The sequence below is a fragment of the Xylophilus rhododendri genome, from assembly GCF_009906855.1.
Lineage (GTDB): Bacteria > Pseudomonadota > Gammaproteobacteria > Burkholderiales > Burkholderiaceae_C > Xylophilus > Xylophilus rhododendri.
Window position 1 is genome coordinate 2,977,235 of record NZ_CP047650.1, and the last position, 23,747, is coordinate 3,000,981.

At 70.2% G+C, this 23,747-nt stretch carries 22 protein-coding genes; 10 read left to right on the forward strand and 12 right to left on the reverse strand.

Features of this window, described 5'->3' with window-relative positions:
* Nucleotides 1–312 precede the first annotated feature (312 nt).
* Nucleotides 313–3,309 carry a DNA topoisomerase III gene (locus GT347_RS13650; RefSeq protein WP_160552591.1) on the reverse strand — a complete coding sequence of 999 codons (2,997 nt, stop codon included), beginning with the start codon at nt 3,307–3,309 and terminating at the stop codon, nt 313–315.
* Nucleotides 3,310–3,443: 134 nt separating this feature from the next.
* On the opposite strand from GT347_RS13650, the gene GT347_RS13655 reads away from it, so the two are divergent.
* The 4 genes from GT347_RS13655 (at nt 3,444) to GT347_RS13670 (ending at nt 6,335) form a co-directional block, all read left to right on the forward strand.
* Complete coding sequence (locus GT347_RS13655) at nt 3,444–3,923, forward strand: SET domain-containing protein (protein ID WP_160552593.1); 480 nt, start codon at nt 3,444–3,446, stop codon at nt 3,921–3,923.
* Complete coding sequence (locus GT347_RS13660) at nt 3,923–4,693, forward strand: biotin--[acetyl-CoA-carboxylase] ligase (protein WP_160552594.1); 771 nt, start codon at nt 3,923–3,925, stop codon at nt 4,691–4,693. The genes GT347_RS13655 and GT347_RS13660 overlap by 1 nt, the downstream gene beginning before the upstream one ends.
* A gap of 9 nt (nt 4,694–4,702) precedes the next feature.
* Nucleotides 4,703–5,371: an SPOR domain-containing protein gene (locus tag GT347_RS13665; protein WP_160552596.1), complete on the forward strand. Its 669-nt coding sequence runs from the start codon at nt 4,703–4,705 to the stop codon at nt 5,369–5,371.
* Between the two features lie 67 nt (nt 5,372–5,438).
* Nucleotides 5,439–6,335: an amino acid ABC transporter substrate-binding protein gene (locus GT347_RS13670; RefSeq protein WP_160552598.1), complete on the forward strand. Its 897-nt coding sequence runs from the start codon at nt 5,439–5,441 to the stop codon at nt 6,333–6,335.
* A gap of 54 nt (nt 6,336–6,389) precedes the next feature.
* On the opposite strand, the gene GT347_RS13675 is transcribed toward GT347_RS13670, so the two are convergent.
* Both GT347_RS13675 and GT347_RS13680 read right to left on the reverse strand, forming a co-directional pair.
* Nucleotides 6,390–7,310: an N-formylglutamate amidohydrolase gene (locus tag GT347_RS13675; protein WP_160552600.1), complete on the reverse strand. Its 921-nt coding sequence runs from the start codon at nt 7,308–7,310 to the stop codon at nt 6,390–6,392.
* Nucleotides 7,311–7,323: 13 nt separating this feature from the next.
* Nucleotides 7,324–8,292: a tripartite tricarboxylate transporter substrate binding protein BugE gene (locus tag GT347_RS13680; RefSeq protein WP_160552602.1), complete on the reverse strand. Its 969-nt coding sequence runs from the start codon at nt 8,290–8,292 to the stop codon at nt 7,324–7,326.
* Nucleotides 8,293–8,426: 134 nt separating this feature from the next.
* Here GT347_RS13680 and GT347_RS13685 point away from each other — a divergent pair, with 134 nt between their 5' ends.
* Nucleotides 8,427–9,374 carry a LysR substrate-binding domain-containing protein gene (locus GT347_RS13685; RefSeq protein ID WP_160552604.1) on the forward strand — a complete coding sequence of 316 codons (948 nt, stop codon included), beginning with the start codon at nt 8,427–8,429 and terminating at the stop codon, nt 9,372–9,374.
* A 5-nt stretch (nt 9,375–9,379) separates the two neighbouring features.
* On the opposite strand, the gene GT347_RS13690 is transcribed toward GT347_RS13685, so the two are convergent.
* The 5 genes from GT347_RS13690 to GT347_RS13710 all read right to left on the reverse strand — a co-directional run bounded on the left by GT347_RS13690 (nt 9,380) and on the right by GT347_RS13710 (nt 14,261).
* Nucleotides 9,380–10,783, reverse strand: coding sequence for a sensor histidine kinase (locus GT347_RS13690; protein ID WP_160555350.1), 1,404 nt, complete (start codon nt 10,781–10,783; stop codon nt 9,380–9,382).
* 47 nt (nt 10,784–10,830) lie between these two features.
* Nucleotides 10,831–11,505, reverse strand: a complete 675-nt coding sequence (locus GT347_RS13695; protein ID WP_160552606.1) for a response regulator — start codon at nt 11,503–11,505, stop codon at nt 10,831–10,833.
* Between the two features lie 90 nt (nt 11,506–11,595).
* The gene (locus tag GT347_RS13700; RefSeq protein ID WP_229722301.1) at nt 11,596–12,354 is read right to left on the reverse strand and encodes a substrate-binding periplasmic protein; all 759 of its coding nucleotides are present in this window, start codon (nt 12,352–12,354) and stop codon (nt 11,596–11,598) included.
* Entirely contained in the window at nt 12,351–13,694 is a 1,344-nt protein-coding gene (locus GT347_RS13705) for a diguanylate cyclase (RefSeq protein WP_160552608.1), read from the reverse strand. Before GT347_RS13705 ends, GT347_RS13700 begins: the two co-directional genes overlap by 4 nt.
* Nucleotides 13,695–13,751: 57 nt before the next feature.
* Nucleotides 13,752–14,261: a MarR family winged helix-turn-helix transcriptional regulator gene (locus tag GT347_RS13710; RefSeq protein ID WP_160552610.1), complete on the reverse strand. Its 510-nt coding sequence runs from the start codon at nt 14,259–14,261 to the stop codon at nt 13,752–13,754.
* Between the two features lie 65 nt (nt 14,262–14,326).
* On the opposite strand from GT347_RS13710, the gene GT347_RS13715 reads away from it, so the two are divergent.
* On the forward strand, nt 14,327–16,018 hold the full coding sequence (locus GT347_RS13715; protein WP_229722302.1) for an amidase: 1,692 nt from the start codon (nt 14,327–14,329) through the stop codon (nt 16,016–16,018).
* 13 nt (nt 16,019–16,031) lie between these two features.
* On the opposite strand, the gene GT347_RS13720 is transcribed toward GT347_RS13715, so the two are convergent.
* Nucleotides 16,032–16,970, reverse strand: a complete 939-nt coding sequence (locus GT347_RS13720) for a fatty acid desaturase (protein WP_160552612.1) — start codon at nt 16,968–16,970, stop codon at nt 16,032–16,034.
* Nucleotides 16,943–17,995: an alpha/beta fold hydrolase gene (locus GT347_RS13725; protein ID WP_160552614.1), complete on the reverse strand. Its 1,053-nt coding sequence runs from the start codon at nt 17,993–17,995 to the stop codon at nt 16,943–16,945. The genes GT347_RS13720 and GT347_RS13725 overlap by 28 nt, the downstream gene beginning before the upstream one ends.
* 112 nt (nt 17,996–18,107) lie before the next feature.
* On the opposite strand from GT347_RS13725, the gene GT347_RS13730 reads away from it, so the two are divergent.
* The 4 genes from GT347_RS13730 to GT347_RS13745 all read left to right on the forward strand — a co-directional run bounded on the left by GT347_RS13730 (nt 18,108) and on the right by GT347_RS13745 (nt 21,227).
* Complete coding sequence (locus GT347_RS13730; RefSeq protein WP_229722303.1) at nt 18,108–18,698, forward strand: TetR/AcrR family transcriptional regulator; 591 nt, start codon at nt 18,108–18,110, stop codon at nt 18,696–18,698.
* Nucleotides 18,699–18,833: 135 nt separating this feature from the next.
* Nucleotides 18,834–19,904, forward strand: a complete 1,071-nt coding sequence (recA, locus tag GT347_RS13735; protein ID WP_160552618.1) for a recombinase RecA — start codon at nt 18,834–18,836, stop codon at nt 19,902–19,904.
* Nucleotides 19,905–19,914: 10 nt separating this feature from the next.
* A complete protein-coding gene (recX, locus tag GT347_RS13740; RefSeq protein WP_160552620.1) occupies nt 19,915–20,385 on the forward strand; it encodes a recombination regulator RecX in 471 nt (156 codons plus the stop codon).
* Between the two features lie 221 nt (nt 20,386–20,606).
* Nucleotides 20,607–21,227 (forward strand): hypothetical protein, encoded by a 621-nt coding sequence (locus tag GT347_RS13745; RefSeq protein ID WP_160552622.1) that lies wholly within the window; start codon nt 20,607–20,609, stop codon nt 21,225–21,227.
* Here GT347_RS13745 and GT347_RS13750 read toward each other — a convergent pair.
* On the reverse strand, nt 21,224–22,171 hold the full coding sequence (locus GT347_RS13750; RefSeq protein ID WP_160552624.1) for a 2-hydroxyacid dehydrogenase: 948 nt from the start codon (nt 22,169–22,171) through the stop codon (nt 21,224–21,226). The two genes, GT347_RS13745 and GT347_RS13750, sit on opposite strands and share 4 nt — an antisense overlap.
* Nucleotides 22,172–22,176: 5 nt before the next feature.
* Nucleotides 22,177–23,745, reverse strand: a complete 1,569-nt coding sequence (locus GT347_RS13755) for an ABC transporter substrate-binding protein (protein ID WP_160552626.1) — start codon at nt 23,743–23,745, stop codon at nt 22,177–22,179.
* Nucleotides 23,746–23,747 lie beyond the last annotated feature (2 nt).

Sequence of the window (23,747 nt, forward strand, 5' to 3'; positions counted from 1 at the left end):
GAGGCCGAGCGCAGCGAAGGCCCGTTGCGCTGCGAAGCAGCCGCTGTCCCCGTATCCGGGTCCCGTGAGCCCGAGAGCGAGGAACGGAGCAAAGGCGGATCAGGGCCACGACCTGTTTGAGCGAAGCGAGTTGTCGTGGACCCCGCCTTTGCGAGTACCGCAGCGGTGCCCGAAGGGCCTCGGGTGTCGGGTCGCCTTTCTTTGCTTACTTTCTTTGGCGAAGCAAAGAAAGTGAGCGCGGTCTGGGGCGCGCAGCCCCAGCCCCGCCCTCCGCAGAGGAGAACCCCCCCTCCGCCAGGGAGAACAACCCCCTCACCCCAGATGCTTACCCACGATGCCAGCCAACTCAAACATCGTGACCTGATCCTTGCCGAAGACAGCCCGCAGCTTCTCATCGGCATTGATCGCCCGCTTGTTCTGCGTGTCCTGCAGCCCGTGCTCCTTGATGTACTCCCAGAGCTTCTTGATGACCGCCGGCCGAGCGATCGGATCGCCCCCGATGACGGCGGCCAGCGCAGCACTGGGCGTGGCGCCGCCTGTGGAGGCCGTCTTGCGCGCAGGCGCCTTCACCGCAGCCGATTTGGCAGCGGCCTTCTTGGCAGCCGGCGCCTTCTTGGCAGCAGCTTTCTTGGCGGGCGCCGCAGCCTTGGCGGCAGCCCCCGCGCTCGCCGTCTTGCGCGGCGGAAACTTGCTCGTGCGCGGCTCGAACTCGAAGTTCACCTTGCCGGCAGCGGCATCCCAGGCCAGGAAGGCCTTGAAGGTGCGCCGCGTCTTGTTGGAGACGAACTTGTCGAGCAGCTGGGTCTTGCCGCTGTCCAGCAGCAGGCGCATCTGCTCGCGCACCACCGGCTGCTGCAGGATCACCTTGCCGCTCTTGAAGGTGCAGCTCGGCGTGGGCTGGGCGGCAGTGGGAACCGACTTCTCGCAGACGTAGTTCGCGCCGTGCTCGTACACGCCGGCCTGGCAGATCGGGCAGGGGCCGATCGCCTCCTGGCCGTGGAAGTCGACCAGCTCGCCGGACTCCTCCTCGTTCTTGTCGTCGCCGAAGTCGAACTCCAGCTTCCAGTTCTTCACCTCATCGTCGAACTTCAGCTGGATCTCCGAGGTGAAGGGCCAGCCCGCCTTGGAACGGAAGCCCTCCAGCGGCCCGATGCGGTGCTCGCTCACCAGGGTCTCGGCCTCGGCCAGTTCGAAGGTGCGGCCGGCCGGCGACTTGCCGAAGGAGAAGCCGCAGCCCTCGCGCGCCGGCGTGCCCAGGCGCGCCGGCTCGGAGTCGGCCGGGATGCCCACGCAGGTGTAGCGCCGGTAGTTCTCGCGCACGATGCCGCCGCAGTTGGGGCAGGGCGCCGACAGGGTGGCGTAGTCGCCGGGCACGGTGTCGCGGTCGTATTCCTTGGCCTTCTGCACGATGCGCTGGGTCATCTGCGCGATCTGCTGCATGAAGGCGTCGCGTGAGAGTTCGCCCTTCTCCATCTGCGCCAGCTTGTATTCCCAGTCGCCGGTGAGTTCGGCCTTGGACAGCTCCTCCACGCCCAGGCCGCGCAGCAGCGTCATCAGCTGGAAGGCCTTGGCGGTGGGGATCAGCTCGCGGCCCTCGCGCAGCATGTATTTCTCGGCGATCAGGCCTTCGATGATGGCGGCGCGGGTGGCAGGCGTGCCCAGGCCCTTCTCCTGCATGGCCTCGCGCAGCTCGTCGTCGTCGATCAGCTTGCCGGCGCCTTCCATGGCGCCGAGCAGCGTGGCTTCCGAATAACGGGCGGGCGGACGGGTCTTCAAGGCCTTGGGATCGACCTGCTCGGCCAGCGGCTTCTCGCCGGGCTGCACGCGGGTGAGGATCTTGCTGTCCTTGTTGTCCTTGTCCTCGGCCAGTTCGTCGGCCGCTTCCTTGCCGTAGATGGCCAGCCAGCCGGGCTTGACCAGCACCTTGCCGTCCGAGCGGAAGGCGTAGTTGCGGCCCTCGCTGGCCACAGTGCTGATGCGGGTGGTGACCTGGTATTCGGCGCTGGGGAAGAACACCGACAGGAAACGCCGCACCACGAAGTCGTAGAGCTTCTGTTCGGCATCGCTCAGGCCGCTGGGCGACTGCAGCGTGGGGATGATGGCGAAGTGGTCCGACACCTTGGCGTTGTCGAAGATGCGTTTGCTGGGCCGCACGTAGTTCTGCTCCAGCGCCTGCTTCGCGAAGGGCGCCAGGTGGCGCATGCCGCTGTTGGCCAGCATGCCCATGGTGTCCTTGACGACGGGCAGGTAGTCCTCGGGCAGGGCGCGCGAGTCGGTACGGGGATAGGTCAGGGCCTTGTGGCGCTCGTACAGGCTCTGGGCCAGGGCCAGCGTGGTCTTGGCCGAGAAGCCGAAGCGGCTGTTGGCCTCGCGCTGCAGCGAGGTCAGGTCGAACAGCAGGGGCGATGCCTGGGTGGTCGGCTTGCTTTCCTCGGTGACGGTGGCGGGCTTGCCGCGCGAGGCTTCGGCGATGGCCTGGGCCTCGCGCTCGGTCCAGACGCGGTCGGAGCGCTGCTCGGGGTCGGGCAGGCCGTCGGGGCCGGGCGGCGGCTTCTTCCAGGCGGGGTCGAAGTACTTGCCGTTGTAGAGGCCGGCCTGGGCGGCGAACTGGGCGTGCACCTCCCAGTAGTTGCGGCTGACGAACTTGCGGATCTTCTCCTCGCGCTCGACCACCACCGACAGCGTGGGGGTCTGCACCCGGCCGACGGTGGTGAGGAAGAAGCCGCCGTCGCGCGAGTTGAAGGCGGTCATGGCCCGCGTGCCGTTGATGCCGACCAGCCAGTCGGCCTCCGAACGCGAACGCGCCGCGTCGGCCAGGCCACGCATCTGCTCCTCGCTGCGCAGGGCGTCGAAGCCGTCGCGGATCGCCTGGGGCGTCATCGACTGCAGCCAGAGCCGGCGCACCGGCTTGTTCAGCGACTCCTTGGCGCCGGCGGCGTATTGCTCGATCAGGCGGAAGATCAGCTCGCCCTCGCGGCCCGCGTCGCAGGCGTTGATGAAGGCGCCCACGTCCTTGCGGCGCGCCTGCTTGACGACGGCGTTGAGCCGGCTCTTGGTCTTGTCGACCGGCTTCAGGTCGAAGCGCGGCGGGATGACGGGCAGGTTGGCGAAGCTCCACTTGCCGCGCTTGACGTCGAATTCCTCGGGCGCCTGGATTTCCACCAGGTGGCCGACGGCGCTGGTCACCACATAGGTCTCGTTCTCGAAGTGGTCTTCGAACTTCTCGAACTTGCCGACCACGGGGGTGAGGGCGCGCACGATGTCCTGTGCCACCGAAGGCTTTTCCGCGATCACCAGGGTCTTGCTCATGGATGGATGTTCTTCTGCAGTTTTATGTTGGGGGTGCGGGGCCCGATGGGGTGCATCGGCCTCCTACAATCCGGGTCTCGCGCATGCGCACGCACGCATGCCCGTGCCTTTTTCAAATTAACAGAGTTTCGGCCATGCCTTCAACCGCCCCCACCGCAGCAGGGCGCCGCATCCAGACCCGACGCTCCGGCGTGCACGGCAAAGGCGTCTTCGCCGTGGCCGATATCGCCGAGGGCGAGACCCTGATCGAATACGTCGGCGAGATCATCAGCTGGCAGGAGGCGCAGGACCGCCACCCCCACGATCCCGAGCAGCCCAACCACACCTTCTACTTCCATGTGGACGAGGACCGGGTGATCGACGCCAACCACGGCGGCAACTCCTCGCGCTGGATCAACCATTCCTGCGACCCGAACTGCATCGCCGACGAGGACGAGGGCCGCATCTTCATCAAGGCCATCCGTCCGATCGCCGCCGGCGAGGAACTCAGCTACGACTACGGCCTGATGATCGAGGAGCGCTACACCAAGAAGCTCAAGGCCGAATACCCCTGCTGGTGCGGCGCCGCCGACTGCCGCGGCACCCTGCTGGCGCCCAAGCGCGGCCGCCGCTGATGGAGCCGCAGCGCTGGCCGGCCGAGGCCATCTGGCAGGAGCTGTATCCGCTGCTGCCGGGCTTCACGGTGGAGATCCTGCCGGAGATCGATTCCACCAACAGCGAGCTGATGCGCCGGGCGCGCGCCGGCCGCCAGGAACCCATCCTGCTGGTGGCCGAGCACCAGACCGCCGGGCGGGGCCGCCTGGGCCGCGGCTGGCAGGCGGCGCCGGGCAGCGCGCTCACCTTCTCCTTCGGTTTGCCGCTGGCGCCGCGCGAATGGTCGGGCCTGTCGCTGGTGGCGGGCGTGGCGATCGCCGAGGCCCTGCATCCCGACCTGGGCCTGAAATGGCCCAACGACCTCTGGTGGCAGGACCGCAAGATCGGCGGCATCCTGGTCGAGACCGTCGGCGCGGGCGATGCCGATGCCGAGCGTTATGTGGTGGTGGGCGCGGGCCTGAACATCGCCCAGCCGCCCTCGCCCGAGGACATGCGCACGCCGCCGGCCGGCCTGCGCGAGCTGCTGCCGGGCGTGGCCGCCACGGCCGTGCTGCAGGCGGTGGCGCCGGCGCTGGTGCGGGGCCTGCTCGACTTCGCCGTCCAGGGCTTCGCCAGCTGGCAGCCGCGCTTCGAGGCACGCGACGTGCTGCGCGGCCGTGCCGTGGTGCTGTCCGACGGACGGCGCGGCACGGCGGCCAGCGTGGATGCCGAAGGCGTGCTGCGCCTGGCCACGGCCGAGGGCTGGGAGGCCGTGCGCAGCGCCGAAGTCAGCGTGCGGCCGGTGGCCTGAAGGCGCCCGATGCTGCGCCTCGTCGCCCTGCTGCTCGTGCTGGCCAACGGCATCTACTACGCCTGGTCGCAGAACGCCTTGCGTGCCTGGGGCCTGGAGCGGCCGACGCAGGCCGAGCCGCAGCGCGTCAGGCAGCAGATCCGGCCCGAGGCGCTGAAGCTGGTGTCGGCCGAGGAGGCGCGCAGCATCGCCGCCGCGGCCCAGGCGGCGCCCGCCGCGCCAGCGCCCACCGAGTGCCTGCAGGCCGGCCTGTTCGGCGATGCCGAGGCCGCCCTGCTGCGCACCCGCGCCGAGGCCTTGCTGCCCGCCGGCAGCTGGTCACTGGTGCCGGGCAGCACGCCGGCCCGCTGGATCGTCTACATGGGCCGCTACCCCAGCGCCGACTACGTGGCCAAGAAACGCGGCGAACTGCGCGCCCTGCATGTGGCCTTCGAAGCGCCGGGCAGCCCCGCGCTGGAGCCGGGCCTGTCGCTGGGCAGCTATGCCACCCAGTCCGAAGCCAATGCCGGCATGGCCGCGCTGGCGCAGCGCGGCGTGCGCACCGCACGGGTGGTCGAGCAGCGGCCAGCGGTGCAGGGCCAGACCCTGCGCCTGCCGGCGGTCGACGAGGCGATGCGGCCCGCGCTGCAGGGCCTGGCGCCGGCCCTGGCCGGCCATACGCTGCAGCCCTGCGGCTGACGCGGGTTTCCCAGATGCGGCCCGCCTGGTCCACCATTTCATCTTCTTCACCTGCCGGAGCCTGGCGATGAGCGCTTTTCCTGCCTGGCGTGCCCTGCCCCTGCTGGCCGCCGCCTTCACCACCCTGCCGGCCGCCGCGGCCACGCTGGAGAACATCCGCGCCGCGCAGGAGATCGTGCTGGCGCACCGCGATGCGTCCGTGCCCTTCTCCTACCTGGACCAGAACCGGCAGCCCGTCGGCTATGCCGTGGACATCTGCCTGAAGCTGGTCGAGGCGGTCAAGCGCGAACTGGCCCTGCCCAACCTGGCGGTGAAGTACCTGCCGGTGACCTCGGGCAACCGCATCGCCGCCGTCGCGGAAGGCAAGGCCGCGCTGGAATGCGGCTCCACCACCAACAACGCCGAGCGGCGCAAGCAGGTGGCATTCACGATCCCGCATTTCATCTCGGCGGTGCGGCTGCTGGTGCGCTCGGACAGCGGCTTCAAGAGCCTGGACGACATGAGCGGGCGCACCGTCACCGCCACCACCGGCACCACCACCCTGCCCACGCTGCGACGCATCGATGCCGAGCACGACCTGCGGCTGAAGATCGTCGAGGCGCCCGACCATGCCCAGGCCTTCGGCTTCCTGGAGACCGGCAAGGCCGATGCCTTCGCGCTGGACGACGTGCTGCTCTACGGCCTGCGCGCCAATTCGGCCAAGCCGCAGTCCTGGGAGGTGGTCGGCAAGGCGATGAGCATCGAGCCCTACGCCATCATGCTGCCGCCCCGGGATCCGGCCTTCAAGAAGGTGGTCGACCAGGAGATGCGCCGGCTGATCGCCAGCGGCGAGATCCAGACGCTGTACCGGCGCTGGTTCCAGCAGCCGATACCGCCCAAGGGCATCAACCTCGAACTGCCGATGCCGGCCATGCTGCGCGATTCCTTCCGCTACCCGTCCGACAAGACGGGCGACCTGGAATAGCAAAACGGCCTCGCGTCATGGACGGGAGGCCGCTGCTTCTGCCGCGGGGCGGCTTCAGAACTTCCCGTCCCAGGCGCCCAGCATTTCCAGCAGGGCCTTCAGGTCGCCCTGCAGCTTGTCGAAGCCCGGCTGCAGCACCGCGAAGCTCTGCTCGTCCATGTAGAGCTTGCGGTTGATCTCGACCTGGATGCTGTGCCGGCCCTCGGCCGGCACGCCGTAGCGGCGCACCAGCTCCACGCCCTTGTAGGGGTGGTTGTAGTCCACGCTGTAGCCGCGTCCGCGCAGGAACTCGCAGATGCGCTGCGACAGGCGCGGGTCGGCCGTGCTGCCATCGCGGTCGCCGATCACGAAGTCGGCATGGTGCAGGCCGGGGAAGTCGGTCGCATGGCTGCCGGCCACGGCGGGCATCGAATGGCAGTTGATGTGCACCGAGAAGCCGTGGCGCGCATGCGCCGCGTCGATCGCGCCGGCGACGGCCGCGTAGTACGGCTTCCAGCAGCGGTCGATCCGCGCCTGCACCTCGGCCACCGGCAGCAGCCGGTCGTAGATCGGCTGGCCGTCGTCGGTGAACTTCCAGATCAGCCCCTTGCCGAGCCGCACCTTGCTGAGCACCTTCGGATCGGTCGCCACCGGATGCGGCCAGGGGCCGTCCAGCAGGCCGGTGTCCAGCTCCAGCGTGTCGCGGTTGGCATCGAGGTAGCTGCGCGGGAACAGCGCCTCGATCCAGGCGGCACCCAGGGCCGGCGCGAAGCTGTAGAGCTTCTCGACGTGGGTGTCTTCCGCGGTGCGCAGGATGGCCATGTCGCAGCAGCTGCGGAAGTCGGCCGGGTAGAAGGTGCCGCTGTGCGGCGAGTCCAGCACCAGCGGCGAGCTGCCGGGCAGGCTCTTCACCATGGGCGCGGCCGCGGCCGCCCCGTCGGTGCCGGGCTCGGCCTGCTGGTAGCGGGTGTGGATCAGTTTCAGGGCGGTATGCATGGTCTATAGGCGATCAGTCCAAGGAAATCTTGGCGTAGGCGGCGACCTTCTTCATCTTGGCGATCTCGGAGACGATCTGCTTGGAGAAGGCCTGCGGGCTGGTGCCCGAGGGGTAGAGGCCCTGGCCGGCCAGGCGCTGGGCCACGGCGGGTTCGGCCAATGCCTGCGCCACCGCCTGCTGGATGCGCAGCACCACGGGCGCCGGCGTGCCGGCGGGCGCCACCAAGCCGAACCAAGACGGGTCGTTCAGGTTCTGGTAGCCCAGCTCGCCGTAGGTCGGCACATCGGGCAGGGATTCCAGGCGGGCGTTCCAGGACACGGCCAGGGCCTTGAGCTTGCCCTGCTTCACGTAAGGCAGCGAGGAGGCGACCTGGTCGAAGTACACCGCGACCTGGCCGGCCAGCACGTCGTTGAGCGCCGGGCCCGCGCCGCGGTAGGGGATGTGGACCATGGCGGTGCCGGTGGCGCTCTTGAACAGCTCGCCCCACATGTGGCCGATGGTGCCGTTGCCCGGGGTGGCGTAGGAGACCTTGCCCGGGTTGGCCTTCAGGTACTTCACCAGGTCGGCGAAGCTGTGGACCATCGGCAGCTCGGTCGGGTTGATCACGATCACGCCCGGTGCCTTCACCAGCTCGGTCACGCCCACGGTGTCCTTGATCGGGTCATATGGCAGCTTGGCGAACACGGCCGGGTTCACGCCGTGGGTGGACAGGGTGGCCACGGCCAGCGTCAGGCCGTCCGGTGCCGAGCGGGCGAGTTCGGACATGCCGATGGAGCCGCCGGCGCCGGCGCGGTTGTCGATCACCACCGTCTGGCCCAGGATGCGCTGCAGCGGCTCCTGCAGCACGCGGCCGCTGATGTCGGTGGCGCCGCCGGGCGGGAAGGGCACGATCAGGCGGATCGGCTTGCCGGCTTGCGCCCAGGACATTCCGGGAACGACAGAAGCTGCAGCCAGGGCGGAGAGGAGGAATCGACGTTGCATGACGCACCTTTCAAGGGATCGGGAGGGCCACTGAGGGCCATGAGGGGGAGATTACCGGCTTTGGTCCATTTGCTAAAGCAACACCTGTACCTGATAACATTCCGATCTGGAATGAACTCATTGCGCCTGGTGCCATGACCGTACGCCGCTTCCAGCCTCCCCTGCAATTGCTGAGGGCTTTTTCCACCGTGGTGCGCTTCGGTGGCGTGTCGCGCGCGGCCGAGGCCCTGCACCTCACGCAGAGCGCGGTCAGCAAGCAGGTGCAGGAGCTGGAGCGCTGGGTGGGCGTGGCCCTGTTCGAGCGCAGCCGCAAGCGCCTGGCGCTGACGCCGGCCGGCGAGCGCTACGAGGAGAAGGTGAGGGCCTTGCTGGCCCAGCTGGAGGCGGCCACGCTGGAGCTGATCACCAGCGGCGGCGAGGGCGGCGCGCTGCACCTGTCGGCCCTGCCCACCTTCGGTGCCAAGTGGCTGATCCCGCGCCTGCCGGACTTCCAGCACAAGGAGCCGCAGGTGACCCTGCATTTCGTGCCCTTCGTGCACGGCTACGACTTCGAGCGGCCCGAGCTCGACTGCTCCATCCTCTTCGGCGACGGCCACTGGCCCGGCGCCCGTTCGCATTACCTGGCGGGCCACGACGTGGCGCTGATCGCGCCCAGGCCCGGCGTGGGCGAATGCACCGTGCGTTCGGTGCGCGACGTGGCGCGCTGCACCCTGCTGCGCCACGTCACCGTGCCGGACGCCTGGCAGCGCTGGAGCGAGACCCACGGCATGAGCGGGCTGGACGCCCTGTCGGGCCCGCAGTTCGACCAGTTCCAGACCATGATCCGCGCCGTCACCGTCGGCATGGGCGTGGCCCTGGTGCCGCGCTGCCTGGTGCAGGACGAGATCAGCGCCGGCGTGGTGGACGAGCCGCTGGCCGAGGGCGGCTACCGCAGCAGCCTGGGCTACTGGTTCTGCTACCCCGAGGCGCGCGCCCGGCTTGGGCCGCTGGTGCGTTTTCGGACCTGGCTGCTGCCGCAGGCGGAAGCCCAGCCGGCGCAGCCGCAGGGCGCTGCGGCCGGCCGGCCGGCCGCGGATGACTGAACGCCTCAGCCCGCCTGCCGCGCGCTGAAACGCAGCACGAAGCGCGCGCCGGGCGGCTGGCGGCCGGGCTGGGCGTCCTCCAGCGAGAGCCGCGCGCCGTGCAGCATGGCGATCTCGCGCACGATGGACAGGCCCAGGCCCGAGCCGTCCACCCCGCTGCCCAGCACCCGGTAGAAGGGCTGGAACACCCGCTCGCGTTCGGCTTCGGCGATGCCGGGGCCGGAGTCCTCCACCTCGATCACCGGTGCGCCTTCGGCCGTCTGCAGCCGCACGGTGATGACACCCGGCTCGGTCTCGTTCGAGGGTGTGTAGGCGATGGCGTTGTCCACCAGGTTGCGCAGCATCTCGGCGATCAGCGTGGGATTGCCCGGCACCTGCACCCCGGGGCTGGCGGGCGCCAGGCCGTCGTAGCCCAGGTCGATGCGTTTTTCCAGCGCCCGCGGCACCGAATGGCGCACCACTTCCATGGTAATCGCGGCCAGGTCGCAGGTCTGGCTGACGAAGGGCGCCTTGCCCGCCACCTCGGCGCGCGCCAGCGCCAGCAGCTGGTTGACGGTGTGGGTGGCGTGCTTGCTGGCGCGGCCGATCTGCTGCAGCGACTGCTTGAGTTCCTCGGCGCTGCTGGCCTGGCGCTGGGCCAGGTCGGCCTGCATGCGCAGGCCGGCCAGCGGCGTCTTGAGCTGATGGGCGGCGTCGGCCAGGAAACGCTTTTGCGTGGCCACCGATTCCTGCAGTCGCGCCAGCAGGTCGTTGACCGAGGCCACCAGCGGCACCACCTCCAGCGGCACGGTGCGCACGTCCAGCGGGCTCAGGTCCTGCGGCCGGCGGGCGCGGATGCGGCGCTCCAGCTCCGACAGGGGCTTCAGGCCGCGCGCCAGCGCCAGCCACACCAGCAGCACCGCCAGCGGCAGGATGGCGAACTGCGGCAGCATCACGCCCTTGATGATTTCGGTGGCCAGCACCGAGCGTTTGCTGCGGGTTTCGGCCACCTGCACCAGCACCTGCACCTGCGGCGCATCGGCCTGCGGCGGCGTGAAGCGCACCCAGGTGGAGGCCACCCGCAGCGACAGCCCGCGCAGCTGCGCATCGTGCAGCCGCACCTCGCCGGTGGGCGGCCTGCCCTCGCCGGTGTAGGGCGGCGGGGCCAGGTCGCGTTCGCCCGAAAGCACCTCGCCGCCGCCGTCGCGCACCTGGTAGTAGATGGTGTCGGCATCGTCGGCGCGCAGCAGCTCGTTGGCCGGCTGCGGCAGGTTGAGCTGCACGCGGCCCTCGTGCAGGCTGACCAGCTGGGCCAGGGCCTGCACGTTGTATTCGAGGGCGCGGTCGAAGGGCTTGTCGGCCAGGCCCTGGGCCACCAGCCAGGTCAGCGCCAGGCTGATCGGCCAGAGCAGCAGCAGCGGCGTCAGCATCCAGTCGAGGATCTCCCCGAACAAGGACCGCTGCTGGCGCTGGAAGATCACGTCGGGATCTTTTCCAGGCAGTAACCGAGGCCGCGCACCGTGGCGATGCGGATCGGCCCATGCTCGATCTTCTTGCGCAGCCGGTGGATGTAGACCTCGATCGCGTTGTTGCTGACCTCCTCGCCCCACTCGCACAGGCGCTCCACCAGCTGGTCCTTGCTGACCAGCCGGCCGGCGCGCTGCAGCAGCACTTCGAGCAGGCCGAGTTCGCGCGCCGAGAGTTCGATCATGCGGCCGTCGATCGAGGCGACCCGCCCGGCCTGGTCGTAGACCAGCGGCCCGTGCTTGATGCTGCTGGTGGTGCCGCCCATGCCGCGCCTCGTCAGCGCGCGCACCCGGGCTTCGAGCTCCTGCAGGGAGAAGGGCTTGGCCATGTAGTCGTCGGCGCCGAAGTCCAGGCCCTTGACCCGTTCCTCCACGCCGTCGGCGGCGGTCAGCACCAGCACCGGCAGGCTGGCGCCGCGGGCGCGCAGGCGCTTCAACACATCCAGGCCGTGCAGCCGCGGCAGGCCCAGGTCCAGGATCAGCAGGTCGAACTCGTCGTGGGCCAGCAGGGCGGCGTCGGCCTCGGTGCCGCTGGCCACATGGTCCACGGCGGCGCCGGAGGCGCGCAGGGAGCGCAGCAGGCCGTCGGCCAGCACCTGGTCGTCTTCGGCTATCAGGATGCGCATGGGGTGTCTCCTTCGTTATCGCTTATGCCGCGATGCTAGTCCCGGATAACCCTGCCTGGGGGCGGAACAAGCCCTGCCCCCGGCGCTTTTTTACCGGCCCGCGCTGGCCGCGCCCGGCGCCAGCGGCCCCATGGTGCGGGCTACGCTGCCGTCGGCGCGCAGCGATTCGAAGGCGGTGGTGGTGCGCTGGGCCAGGTCCTCGGGCGTGGCCCGGCTGTAGGCCATGAAGAGGCTCAGCTGCAGCTCGTCGAGCGGCAGCAGCCGGGCCAGCCCGGCGCAGTCGGGCCGGGCCTCCTCGCACAGGCGCTGCGCCTCGTTCTCGGTCATGGCCACCAGGTCCACCTGGCGGTAGAGCAGCTTGCGCAGGTTCTCCAGCGGCTGGCCCGACAGCACCAGGCGCGTGAAGCCCTTGCGCTGCAGGAACTGGTGGCGCACGTCGTCGCGCACCACGCCGATGGTGAGGCCGCGCGCCTCGTCGAGCTGCTTCATGGGCGGCAGGGCCCGGTCGGGCAGGGCGTAGAAGAAGTAGCGGATGCGCTGGATCTCGCCGACCCAGCGGAAGCGCTCCTCGCGGTCGGCGGTGCGGGCGATCGGGTAGATCAGCACATTGGGCTCGCGCTGCGCCAGGTCCACCGCCCGCGCCCAGGGATAGAGGTCGATGCGGTAGTCGCGCAGGCCGGCGCGCTGCAGGGTCAGCTCCACCAGCTCGGTGCCGCGGCCGACCACCCGGCCGTCCTGCAGGAAGCTGTTGGGCGTGGTCTCGGTGACCACACGCACCATCTGGGCGGCGGCGCCGGCGGCGGCCCCTGCCAGGCAGAGGGCGGCCAGGACTCGGATGCACGGGCTCATGAGGGCTCCTTCGCCTGGGGGAGGTCGGCCGCACGCACGCGGTCGCGCCCGTCCTGCTTGGCCTGGTAGAGGGCCTGGTCGGCCCGGCGGAACAGGGTCTCGAAATTGGCGTCGATATCGGTCTGCAGCGTGGCCAGGCCCAGGCTCAGGGTGACGTATGCCGACACCTCCGAAGCCGCATGCGGTATGGCCAGCGCCGCCATCGCCTCGCGCACCCGCTCGGCCACCGCCAGGCCGGTCGCGCCGTCGCTGCCGGGCAGCAGGATGGCGAATTCCTCGCCGCCGATGCGCGCCACCAGGTCGGCGCCGCGCTGGGCCACGCCCTGCACCGCGGCGGCCACCGCCTGCAGGCAGGCATCGCCGCCGGCATGGCCGTAGGTGTCGTTGTAGCGTTTGAAATAGTCGATGTCGCAGAGCACCAGCGTCAGCGGCTGGCCGCCGCGCCGGGCGCGCTGGAATTCGGCGAGCTTGACCTGGTCGAAGCTGCGCCGGTTGGCCAGGCCGGTCAGTGAATCGGTGCGCGAGAGCTGCTCCAGCTGCCGGTTGAGGGTCTCCAGCTCGGCGGTGCGCTCCTGCACCAGCTCGGACAGGCGGTCGCGGTGCGCCGCGAGTTCCTGCTCGAAGCGCTGCTGCCGCTCCAGGTAGTCCGACAGATTGTTCTGCAGCTGGTTGACGCCGGTGACCAGCAGCTCCAGCTCGTCGTCGCGGCGGCTGGCGCGCTCGATGGTCAGCGGCTTGCCGAGGTTGAGCGGCGTGAGCTGCGCCAGGTGGCGCGCGATGCGCCGCACATGCACCGTCACCAGCCGATGGAACAGCGCCATCACCAGGCTGGCCAGCAGCAGCGACTGCAGGGCCTGGCGCACGACGATGCCGAGCAGCGCCTCGCGCAGCTGCCGCCAGAGCCGGGCCTCGTCGCCGAACAGGCGCAGCTCCCCGACCGCCTCGGTGCGGCCGGTGAAGGGTTCGTAGCGCAGCTGGGAGCGGTGCACCGGCGTCACCGAGGAGGGTGTCCAGCCCGGCCGCACCCGCTGGTATTCCAGCGGCGGCCCCACCGGCAGGCGCACCGAGATGTCCACCCGGCCGACCCAGGGCGCTTGGGACAGGATCTCGGCATAGGTGGCGATCTGGTCGCGGTCCAGGTCCCAGCTGGCCTTGGCCAGGGCGCTGCCGTACATGCGCTCCATCAGCGCGAGGTCGGCATCCATGGCCGCCTTGCCGGCGCGCCAGGCCGACCAGGTCTGGTAGGCGGCGGCACACAGGGTGAACACCAGGCAAAAGCCCAGGGTGGCCAGCATCAGGCGCATGCCCAGCGATTGCCGGCGCGGCGGCCGTTCAGTCATCGTGGCTTCTCTTCATGGGTTTCCTTGAGGGGTCCGCGAACGCATGCGCCATGGTGCTCAGCTCTGGCCATAGGCCTCCAGCCCGATCGCCACCACGGTTGCGATTTCCGTGCCCACGCTGGCGCGGAATTCGCCTTCCGCCCGCGCCACCGCGCGCCGGAAGGCCTCCAGCCAGGCATGGCCGATGGGTGTGAAGACGACCAGCCGGGCGCGCGCATCGCGCGGATCGGCATCGCGCCGCACCAGTCCCCAGGCCTCGCACTGGTCCACCAGCGCGCCCATGGACTGCTTGCTCATGCCGGCGGACTCGGCCAGTTCGGTCAGGCGCGAGCCGCGCAAGGCCAGATGGCGGGTGATGTGGATGTGGGCGGCGCCGACCTGGTCGCGCGCGGCCAGGTTGGACAGGGCCAGCGGCGCCTCCTCGTCCTCCACCATCAGTTCGAGCACCCGGGCATCGAAGCGCCGCATGGCATGGCCGAGCAGGCGGCCGAGGTGGGACTCGCGCCAGCGCTCGTCCGCCATCGTGGCGGCGGGTTCGGTCGGTTCGGAAGCGGGGACTGGGGACATGGCCTGGGCTTTGCTTCGATGTTCGCACAGGCCCCGCGCCGCGGGCGCCATATCCTTCGACGACCATGCCCTCCACCGCTTCCGACATCGGCACCGCCCAGGTCGCCGCCCAGGCCGAACGCATCGGCCTACCCATGAGCAGCGAACGCGCCGCCGCCATCGCCGCCACCGCCACGCGCCGCCTGGCGGCCTTCGCGCCCGCCCGGCAAGCGCTGGATTTCGACGACGGCCCGGCTCTCGGCCCCGCTTTGTTCGCCGCACGCGCGGTCGGCAGAGGGCCGGCCGGCCAGCCCCTGCCGGCCGGCACGGCCTGCGCCGAGGCGCCATCGGCGGACATGGACCTCAGCCAGGCGCTGCAGGCCCTGCAGGACGGCCGCACCACATCGGTGGCGCTGACCCAGGCCGCGCTGGCCCGGGCGCAGGCCCGCCAGGCCGATTTCAATGCCTTCGTGCGCCTGGACGGCCCGGCCGCGCTGGCCGAGGCCGAACGCTGCGACGCCGAGCGTGCAGCGGGCCGGTCGCGCGGCCCGCTGCACGGCATTCCGCTGGCCCACAAGGACATGTTCTACCGCGCCGGCCAGGTCAGCACCTGCGGCTCCAGGCTGCGCGCCGGCTGGGTGGCCGACCGCACCGCGCGGGTCCTGCAGCGGCTGGACGCGGCCGGCGCCATCCAGCTCGGCACCCTGCACATGACCGAGTTCGCCTACGGCCCCACCGGCCAGAACGCCTGGCTGGGCGATGCACGCAACCCCTGGAACCGCGAGCACATCACCGGCGGATCCTCCTCCGGCAGCGCGGTGGCGGTGGCCGCCGGCCTGGTCTTCGGCGCGCTGGGTTCGGACACCGGCGGCTCGGTACGCATGCCCGCGGCCCTGTGCGGCGTCACCGGCATGAAGACCACCCCCGGCCTGGTCTCGCGCGCCGGCTGCATGCCGCTGTCCGATGCCCTGGACACCATCGGCCCGCTCACCCGCAGCGTGGCCGACAACGCCCTGCTGCTGTCGGCGATCGCCGGCCACGACCCGGCCGACGGCGCCAGCGTGCATGCGGCGCAGCTCGAAGGCGTGGACCTCGACTACCCCGGCGCGGTGCAACGCGGACGTGAACGCGACCTGGGCGGCCTGCGCATCGGCATTCCCGCCGGCTACTTCGACCGCCATCTGAACCCCGAGGTGGCCAGCCTGCTGGCCGATGCCGCCCAGGTCCTGCGCATGCGCGGCGCCAGCCTGGTGACGGTGGCCATGCCCGACCTGGATGCGGTCAACGCGGCCGGCCAGATCCTCACCTGGGTCGAGGCGGTCGGCGTGCATGCGGCGCAGCTGCGCGAGCGTGCGCAGGACTACTCGCCGCAGACCCGCGGGCGCCTGGAATCGGCGCTGGCGGCCGGCTCGCAGGACTATCTCGATGCCCTGCGCTACCGCGGCCGCGCGTTGGCCGGCTTCGCCGAAACCGTCTTCGGTGCCTGCGACGTCCTGCTGGCGCCCACGCTGGCCTTCCCCGTGCCGCGGCTGGCCGATGTGGATGTCTCCGGCGGCGATGCGATGCTGCTGGTGCTCGACGAGATCACCCGCCTGGTGCGGCCGGCCAATCTGCTGGGCCTGCCCGCGCTGGCCCTGCCCTGCGGCTTCACCCCGGGGCCGCTGCCCTGCGGCATGCAGCTGATCGCAAGGCCCTTCGGCGAGAGCCTGCTCTACCGGGTGGGCGCGGCCTACCAGCACGCCACCGACTGGCACCAGCGCCAGCCCGCCGGCCTGTGAGGCCGACGGCGCCTCAGGACACGGCCTTGGTGCCGTTGCCGGCCGCGTGTTCCTCGCTGGCCAGGAAACGCAGCACCGCGGCCGTCGAGGCCGGATAGCCCGCTTCGGTGTTGCGGATGTGTTGTGCCAGCAGGGCGTTGAGCCGCGGCAGCGCGTGGAAGGGCACGGCCGGATAGGCATGGTGCTCGGCGTGGAAGGGCATGTTCCAGGCGAAGAAGCGCACCACCGCGTTGGTGTAGGTGGTGCGGGTGTTCTCCAGCATGTCGGGGCTGTAGGCGCAGCCGGTATGTTCGGCCAGCAGATAGGGCCGCAGCAGCCACTGGCCGACTGCCACCGGCAGCAGCCAGAGCCACAGCAGCGCCAGCGATTGCGCCGCCACCGAAGCCGCGATCAGCACCGCATAGGCCAGCAGATAGAAGCGCGCCTCACGCACGATCAAGGCGCGTTTGCCCTCGGCCACCCAGCGCTCCCGGACCACGCCGCGCACCCCGTGGGCCCACAGCATGCGCACCCGGTTGATCCAGGTCGGAATGCCCGACCAGTACCAGGCCAGCGCCGGCCCGGTGGGCGGCGGCGGCACGGCCAGCTCGGGGTCGCGGGCCGGGTCCTGGGTGTAGCGGTGGTGGTCCCAGTGGAAGCAGCGGTAGTACTCGTAGGGCATCAGGATCGCCAGCCCCGCCAGGTGGCCCATGGCGTAGTTGAGCGCGCGGGTCTTGAAGGGGGTCTGGTGCGCCGTCTCGTGCAGCACGTTGAACAGGAAGGCGATGAACCAGCCCTGCAGCACCGTCAGCGGCACGGCCCACCAGCTGCCGCGGGTGTGCCACAGCGCCACGCCGCCCAGCACGATCGCGCCCAGGTGGCCGGCGGCCCGCAGCAGGCCGGGCCGGTCGGAGCGCACCGACAGCGGCAGCAGCTCGGCGCCCTTCAGGCGGATGGAGACGGGTTTTTCCATGCGAGCAGCTCGTTGACTTGTTGTTCGATGAAGGCCCGGTCCTCCGGCTGGTTGGCCGGATTGCCCGCGCGGTGGCCCCAGATCGAGGGGATGGGCCGCAGCACCGCATTGCGCAGGTGCTGCATCTCGAAGGCGTGGTCGTCCACCTGGAAGTACAGGTCGTGGTCGCCCGGCATCAGCAGGGTGCGGGCGCGGATGCTGGCCAGCGCCTTGGGCAGGTCGCCGCCATAGAGCGGATTGGCGCTGATGTCGCCGTGCTGCCAGGTCCAGAACTGGGCCAGCAGGTCGGCCGGGTCGCGCCGGGCGAAGCTCACCTCCCAGGCGCTGACAAGATAGTCCTCCAGCGAGGAGGCGCCCAGCTGGCGCCACAGCTCCTGGCGGTAGAAGGTCTGCGACAGCGCCCAGCCGGCGTACACCCGGCCCATGGCACGCAAGCCGCGCACGGGGCGCTGGGTGAAGACGCCGTCCTGGTAAGCCGCATCGGCCATCAATGCATGCCTGGCCCCTTCGATGAAGACATGGTTGTGCGGCGCGCAGCGGGCGGAGCCGCAGACCACCGCGATGCGCTCCACCGCGTCGGGGTACATCGCGCCCCAGTGGTAGGCCTGCATGCCGCCCATGGACCAGCCGTAGACCAGGGCCACCCGCTCGATGCCCCACAGCTCCGAGAGCATGCGTTTCTGCACCTGCACCGCGTCGAAATAGCTCACGTCCGGATAGCGCGTGCCCACGTCCGGCCAGGGGGTGTTCGAGGGCGAACTCGACAGCCCGTTGCCGAACAGGTTGCAGATCACGATGAAGTATTTCGACGGGTCCAGCGCGCCGCCCTCGCGCACCATGAACTGCGTGTCGTAGTGCTGCGCCGCATACGAGGTGGGATAGACGATGACGTTGGACTTCTCGGCATTGAGCGTGCCGAAGGTCTTGTAGGCCAGCGCCATGTTGCGGAAGGTGCGGCCCGACTGCAGGACCACGTTGCCGGCCTGGAAGATCGCGTAGTCGCGCTCGGTGGGAGGTGTGCTCATCGGATGGTTTTCACCTGCATGGGGCGTTGCGGGACAATATCTGTACGGATGGTATAGAAAGTACCATCCATCACGCAACATGCGTGCCACCGACACCGATACAGTTGCCGCCATGAGCGATTCCATTCCCCCGCGGCGCCCCGGCAGGCCGCGCTCCGAAGCCGCCACCGCCGCCGTGCTCGAAGCCGCCTGGCGCCTGTGCGCCACCCAGGGCCTGCGCGGCGCCACCATGCAGGCGATCGCGGCCGAGTCGGGTGTCTCCAAGATGACGGTCTACAAATGGTGGGACAGCCGCCTGGCCCTGCTGATCGACGCCTTCCTGCAGCAGGCCACCGCCGTGCTGCCCCTGTCGCGCACCGACCCGCCCGCCGAGGCCATCGAGGCCCACGCGCTGCGCTACCTCGCCGCCCTGCAGGGCGACCTCGGCCGGGTGCAGCTGGCGGTGCTGGCCGAATGCATGGCCGAGACCGGCAGCTCGGCGCTTTTCGTCGAGCGCTACCTCAGCATCCGCCGCCGGCTGGGCCTGGCGGTGATCCGGCGCGGCCAGCGCGAAGGCGGCATCCGCGGCGACCGCCCGGCCGAGGCGCTCTACGACCAGATCTACGGCACCGTCTTCTACCGTTTCCAGTTCGGCCTCCAGGCCTTGAACCCGGCCTTCGTGCGTGCGCTGGTGCGGGAAACCTTGCGGGAACCGTCGGTCTGATTCGTCAGGCAAACGTACCAAAATACGCCTTGCAGTCGTTTGATCGACCCCTAGAATACTGGTCAAGCATCCAGCCTGTGCAAGCAAACAGCTGGATAAACCCAACGCAAGCCCTTGATTGACCGGAGAAATTCCATGGACGCCAAAACCGCTGCCGCCAACGCCGCCGCCACCGCCGAAAAGGCCAAGGCCCTGCAAGCCGCCCTCGCCCAGATCGAAAAGCAGTTCGGCAAGGGCACCATCATGCGGCTGGGCGAAGGCGAGAAGATCGAGGACATCCAGGTCGTCTCCACCGGTTCCCTGGGCCTGGACGTGGCGCTGGGCGTCGGCGGCCTGCCGCGCGGCCGGGTGATCGAGATCTACGGCCCGGAATCCTCGGGCAAGACCACACTCACCCTGCAGGTCATCGCCGAAATGCAGCGCCAGGCCGGCACCTGCGCCTTCGTCGATGCCGAACACGCACTCGACACCCAGTACGCCCAGAAGCTCGGCGTGAACCTGCAGGACCTGCTGATCTCCCAGCCCGACACCGGCGAGCAGGCGCTCGAGATCGTCGACAGCCTGGTGCGCTCCGGTGCGGTCGACCTGATCGTGGTCGACTCGGTGGCGGCTCTCACCCCCAAGGCCGAAATCGAGGGCGAGATGGGCGACTCCCTGCCCGGCCTGCAGGCCCGCCTGATGAGCCAGGCCCTGCGCAAGCTCACCGCCACCATCAAGAAGACCAACTGCATGGTCATCTTCATCAACCAGATCCGCATGAAGATCGGCGTGATGTTCGGCTCGCCCGAAACCACCACCGGCGGCAATGCGCTGAAGTTCTACGCCTCGGTGCGCCTGGACATCCGCCGCATCGGCAGCATCAAGAAGGGCGAGGAAGTCATCGGCAACGAGACCAAGGTCAAGGTGGTCAAGAACAAGGTGGCCGCGCCCTTCAAGACGGCCGAGTTCGACATCCTCTTCGGCGAAGGCATCAGCCGCGAGGGCGAGATCATCGACAAGGGCGTGGAAGCCAAGGTGATCGAGAAGTCCGGCGCCTGGTACGCCTACCAGGGCGAGAAGATCGGCCAGGGCCGCGACAACACCCGCGAGTTCCTGCGCGAGAACAAGGCCCTGGCGCGCGAGATCGAGAACAAGGTGCGTGCCAGCCTGGGCGTGGCCGAGCTGAACGCCGCGCCGGAAACCGAAGCGGCGACCGCCGCCGCCTGATCCAGCGCCCGTGGCCTTCGGCAAGATCTCGCTCAAGGGCCGGGCGCTGCGTTATCTCTCGGGCCGGGAGCATTCCCGCGCCGAACTGCGCCGCAAGCTCGCATCCTTCGAGGAGGAGCCGGGCCAGCTCGACGCGGTGCTCGACGAGCTGGCCGAGAAGGATTTCCTGAGCGATGCGCGTTATGTCGATTCGGTGCTGAACCGGCGCGCGGGCCGCATGGGCGGCGCCCGCATCCGCCAGGAACTGCAGCAGCGCGGGGTGGCGGCCGAAGCCGTGTCCGAGGCGGTGGCGCGGCTGCAATCCACCGAATTCGAGCGGGCCCGCGAGGTCTGGCGCCGCAAGTTCGGCCAGCCGCCCGCCGACGCGGCCGAGCGCGGCCGGCAGGGCCGCTTCCTGATGGCGCGCGGCTTCAGCGGCGATGTGGTGCGCCGGGTGCTCGGCAGTGCGGCTCAGGACGGCGGCGGGGACGAGGCCGGCTGAGCCCGGCCGCTGCACCGCGGCCCGACCTGGGCGGCGGCGCGGCCGGTGTCGGTGGCCCGGTGTGCCGGCGGTGTGGGCAATTCGTTCATGTGAAGCCAGATGAATCAATGATCTGAGATTAAGTCCAGGGTCGATTCCTGCGCGCCAGCCCGGAGAATTTTCGGCTCCCGCGCCGGGACGGCGCCGTATTTCGGGGGCCTGCGCCGGCCCTCGTCGCAGGCATGAACTGGATCGAACATCTCACCCGCTTCGGTGCCCCCACCGGCATTGTCTTTCTCGCCGGCCTGGGCATCACGCTCCTGGGCCGGCCGCTGGTGCGCCTGGCGCTGCCGCGCGGCAGCTGGGGCGAGCCGACGCCGGGCGAGATCTCGCAGGCCGCGGCGGCGCAGTGCCTCTCGGTGCTGCTGATGGGCCTGTGTTACGCGGTGGCCGACCGCGCCAGCGTGCTGCTGTTCCTGGGCCTGGGCATCGGCTGCGCGCTGTCCATGGTCTGCCTGCACCTGCGCTGGCGGCAGCTGCATCGGCGGCACACCTGCTGGGTGGCCGAGGGCGGCCCCGATGCGCCGCTGCGCCACCGCCTGCTGCCGATGGGCGCCGAGGCCGAGCTCTACGAACAGGCGCGGCTCGAATGGCAGCAGGCGCGTGTGCGGGAGCCCGAACTCTCGCTCTGCGCCTTCGTGCGGCGCCAGCTGGGCGTTTCGCGGCGCCTGTCCGTGCTGTGGCCGCCGCAGGCGCTGGCGGCCACGGTCGAGCGGCTGGAGGGCACGGCGATGTGGATGCTGCTGTGCGGCGCCAATGCGGCGGTGCTGGTCTGGGTGGCCGTGGCGGCCTGGTGGCGCTAGTAGCCGCGCGCGTGCAGGTAGAGGTGGTCGATGGCGCCGCCGCTCCGGTCGGCCGCGATGGTGTGCGCCGCCTGCCGTGCGCGCGCCGCGCGCGAGGCGGTCGATGCGATGTGCGGCGTGACGATCACCCGCGGATGCGACCACAGCGCATGTCCGGCCGGCAGCGGCTCCAGGTCGAACACGTCCAGCAGCGCGGCGCCGAGCCGGCCCTGGTCCAGCGCGTCGAGCAGGGCCTGCTCGTCCACATGGCTGCCGCGGCCGACGTTGATCAGGCAGGCGCCGGCCGGCAGCCGGGCGAAGGCCGCGGCGTCCAGGATGGCGGCGGTCTCGGGTGTGCCGGGCAGCAGGTTCACCAGGATCTCGCTGCGGGACAGGAAATCCGGCCAGTCGGCCTGGCCGCCCAGGCATTCGATGCCCGGCAGCTGCTTGGCCGAGCGCGACCAGCCCATCACCTGGAAGCCGGCGGCGCGCAGCCGCCCGGCCACATGGGCGCCGAGCTGGCCCAGGCCCATCACGCCGACCGTGGTCTGGCTGGCCAGGCGGCCGGTCAGCCGCGGGGACCAGCGCCGTTCGCGCTGGCTGTCGATCAGGGCGGGCAGTTCACGCACCATGCCGAGCGCGGCGAAGAGCACGAAGTCGCCCATGCGCTCGGCCGTCTCGGGCGTGACCATACGCACGATGGGCAGGGCCGGCAGCTGCGGGTCCGCCAGGATGTGGTCGACCCCGGCGGCGGCGCTTAGGATCAGGCGCAGATGCGGGAACCGCGCCAGCCAGCCGGGTTCCGGCTGCCACACCAGCGCATGGGTGACGGTGGCGGGGTCCACCGCGGGGTCGTCGAAGGCCCGCACCCGCAGCCCGGGCGCGGCCGCCTGGAAGGCCGCCTGCCATTCGGGCCACGCGGCGGCGCCGCCGACCTGCACCAGCAGCACATCTTCTTGTTCCATGGGATCTATTTGCTCAGTTCGACATTCCAGTAGCGCGGCTTGCGGCCGGCCCAGGCCTGGAAGCCCTTGACCTTGGGGGAGAGGGCCGAGAGGCTCCTCGGGGTGCTCCAGGCGATCATGGGGGCATCATCGACGAAGAGCTGGTGCAGCTGGTCGAACAGCGGCTGGCGTTCGGCCGCCGAGGCGGTGTTGCCGATGCGCGCCAGCAGCTGGCTGGCCTGGGGGTTGCCCCAGACCCGGTCGGCCTGCCTGCTCTTGTCGCCGGTGAAACGGTCGATCACGAAGAGCGCGTCGAGCTGGGGCGCGAAGTTCCAGACCATCATCTGGTAGCTGCCCTTGAAGTAGCGGTCGAGCTGCACCGCCCATTCCACCACCTCGACCTCGATGTTGATGCCGGCCTCGCGCGCCAGGGCCTGGTAGAGCACGGCGATGTCCTGCATCGACTGGAAACGCGAGTTGGTCGTCAGCTTGATCGACTGGCCCTTGTAGCCGGCCTCGGCCAGCAGCTTGCGCGCCAGCGGGATGTTGTAGGCCAGGCCCTTCTTCTCGGCCGCGCCGTAGTAGCGGCTGGTCAGCGGGATCGCCGAGGTGGCCGGGCGGCCGTAACCGTCGAGCACGGCATCGACCATGGCCTGGTTGTCGACGGCCAGGTTCAGCGCCTGGCGGATGCGTTTGTCGGCCAGCAGCGGATCGGCGGTCTGGATGACCAGGCTGTTCACGCTGGCGATCTCGGCGCCGCTCAGGCGCACCTTGCCGGTGGCCTCCATCTCCTTGGCGAACTTGGTGTCGATGGAAGGCCAGACATCGAGATTGCCGGCCAGCACCGCGGCGCGGGCGGCGGCCGGATCGGGCACGATGGTGAAGCGCAGCCGGTCCACCCTGGCCGCCTTGGCGCCGGCCAGTCCGTCGCTGGGTTCGCTGCGCGAGCGGTAGTCGGGGTTGCGGGCGAGTTCGACGTATTCGCCGCGCTTCCATTCCGCCCATTTGAAGGGGCCGGTGCCGATGGGGGTGGTCCAGACGCCGTTGACCACCGAATCGGGATGCGCGATGCCGGTGCCGTCGCAGTCGCCGCGGGCCATCATGCCGAGGAAGGCGCCGTAGGGCTGGGCCAGCTTGAACACCACGTGTCTGTCGTCGGCGGCACGCACCGATTCGACCTTCAGCGCGCGGCTGCCGTCGAAGTTGGCGCGGCATTGCCAGGGGCCCTTGGCCGGATCGAGGAAGTAGTTCCAGGTCCAGACGACTTCCTTGGCAGTCAGCGGGGCGCCGTTGTGGAACTTCACGCCGTCGCGCAGGGTGAAGGTGTAGTTCAGGCCGTCGGCCGAGGTGTCGATCTTCGCGGCCAGCATCGGTTCGACCGTGCCGTCGGCCCGGGAGGCGACCAGGCCCTCGTAGACCTGCTGCAGCACGGTGCCGTGGTTGTCGTCGGTGTTCGCGCCCGGCATCACGGTGCGCAGGTCGGCGGTGATCATGGTGCGCAGCGTGGTCTGGGCACCGGCCAGGCCGGGCGCGGCGGCCCCGGCCAGCAGCGCCAGCGCGCACAGGGACAGCCGGATCGGGTTCGGGACGGTCATCG

Excerpts from the sequence above, each read along its gene's own strand:
- GT347_RS13650 (WP_160552591.1), bottom strand. The coding sequence starts at position 3,309 with ATGAGCAAGACCCTGGTGATCGCGGAAAAGCCTTCGGTGGCACAGGAC.
- GT347_RS13655 (WP_160552593.1), top strand. The coding sequence starts at position 3,444 with ATGCCTTCAACCGCCCCCACCGCAGCAGGGCGCCGCATCCAGACCCGA.
- GT347_RS13660 (WP_160552594.1), top strand. The coding sequence starts at position 3,923 with ATGGAGCCGCAGCGCTGGCCGGCCGAGGCCATCTGGCAGGAGCTGTAT.
- GT347_RS13665 (WP_160552596.1), top strand. The coding sequence starts at position 4,703 with ATGCTGCGCCTCGTCGCCCTGCTGCTCGTGCTGGCCAACGGCATCTAC.
- GT347_RS13670 (WP_160552598.1), top strand. The coding sequence starts at position 5,439 with ATGAGCGCTTTTCCTGCCTGGCGTGCCCTGCCCCTGCTGGCCGCCGCC.
- GT347_RS13675 (WP_160552600.1), bottom strand. The coding sequence starts at position 7,310 with ATGCATACCGCCCTGAAACTGATCCACACCCGCTACCAGCAGGCCGAG.
- GT347_RS13680 (WP_160552602.1), bottom strand. The coding sequence starts at position 8,292 with ATGCAACGTCGATTCCTCCTCTCCGCCCTGGCTGCAGCTTCTGTCGTT.
- GT347_RS13685 (WP_160552604.1), top strand. The coding sequence starts at position 8,427 with ATGACCGTACGCCGCTTCCAGCCTCCCCTGCAATTGCTGAGGGCTTTT.
- GT347_RS13690 (WP_160555350.1), bottom strand. The coding sequence starts at position 10,783 with ATGCTGACGCCGCTGCTGCTGCTCTGGCCGATCAGCCTGGCGCTGACC.
- GT347_RS13695 (WP_160552606.1), bottom strand. The coding sequence starts at position 11,505 with ATGCGCATCCTGATAGCCGAAGACGACCAGGTGCTGGCCGACGGCCTG.
- GT347_RS13700 (WP_229722301.1), bottom strand. The coding sequence starts at position 12,354 with ATGAGCCCGTGCATCCGAGTCCTGGCCGCCCTCTGCCTGGCAGGGGCC.
- GT347_RS13705 (WP_160552608.1), bottom strand. The coding sequence starts at position 13,694 with ATGACTGAACGGCCGCCGCGCCGGCAATCGCTGGGCATGCGCCTGATG.
- GT347_RS13710 (WP_160552610.1), bottom strand. The coding sequence starts at position 14,261 with ATGTCCCCAGTCCCCGCTTCCGAACCGACCGAACCCGCCGCCACGATG.
- GT347_RS13715 (WP_229722302.1), top strand. The coding sequence starts at position 14,327 with ATGCCCTCCACCGCTTCCGACATCGGCACCGCCCAGGTCGCCGCCCAG.
- GT347_RS13720 (WP_160552612.1), bottom strand. The coding sequence starts at position 16,970 with ATGGAAAAACCCGTCTCCATCCGCCTGAAGGGCGCCGAGCTGCTGCCG.
- GT347_RS13725 (WP_160552614.1), bottom strand. The coding sequence starts at position 17,995 with ATGAGCACACCTCCCACCGAGCGCGACTACGCGATCTTCCAGGCCGGC.
- GT347_RS13730 (WP_229722303.1), top strand. The coding sequence starts at position 18,108 with ATGAGCGATTCCATTCCCCCGCGGCGCCCCGGCAGGCCGCGCTCCGAA.
- recA (WP_160552618.1), top strand. The coding sequence starts at position 18,834 with ATGGACGCCAAAACCGCTGCCGCCAACGCCGCCGCCACCGCCGAAAAG.
- GT347_RS13745 (WP_160552622.1), top strand. The coding sequence starts at position 20,607 with ATGAACTGGATCGAACATCTCACCCGCTTCGGTGCCCCCACCGGCATT.
- GT347_RS13750 (WP_160552624.1), bottom strand. The coding sequence starts at position 22,171 with ATGGAACAAGAAGATGTGCTGCTGGTGCAGGTCGGCGGCGCCGCCGCG.
- GT347_RS13755 (WP_160552626.1), bottom strand. The coding sequence starts at position 23,745 with ATGACCGTCCCGAACCCGATCCGGCTGTCCCTGTGCGCGCTGGCGCTG.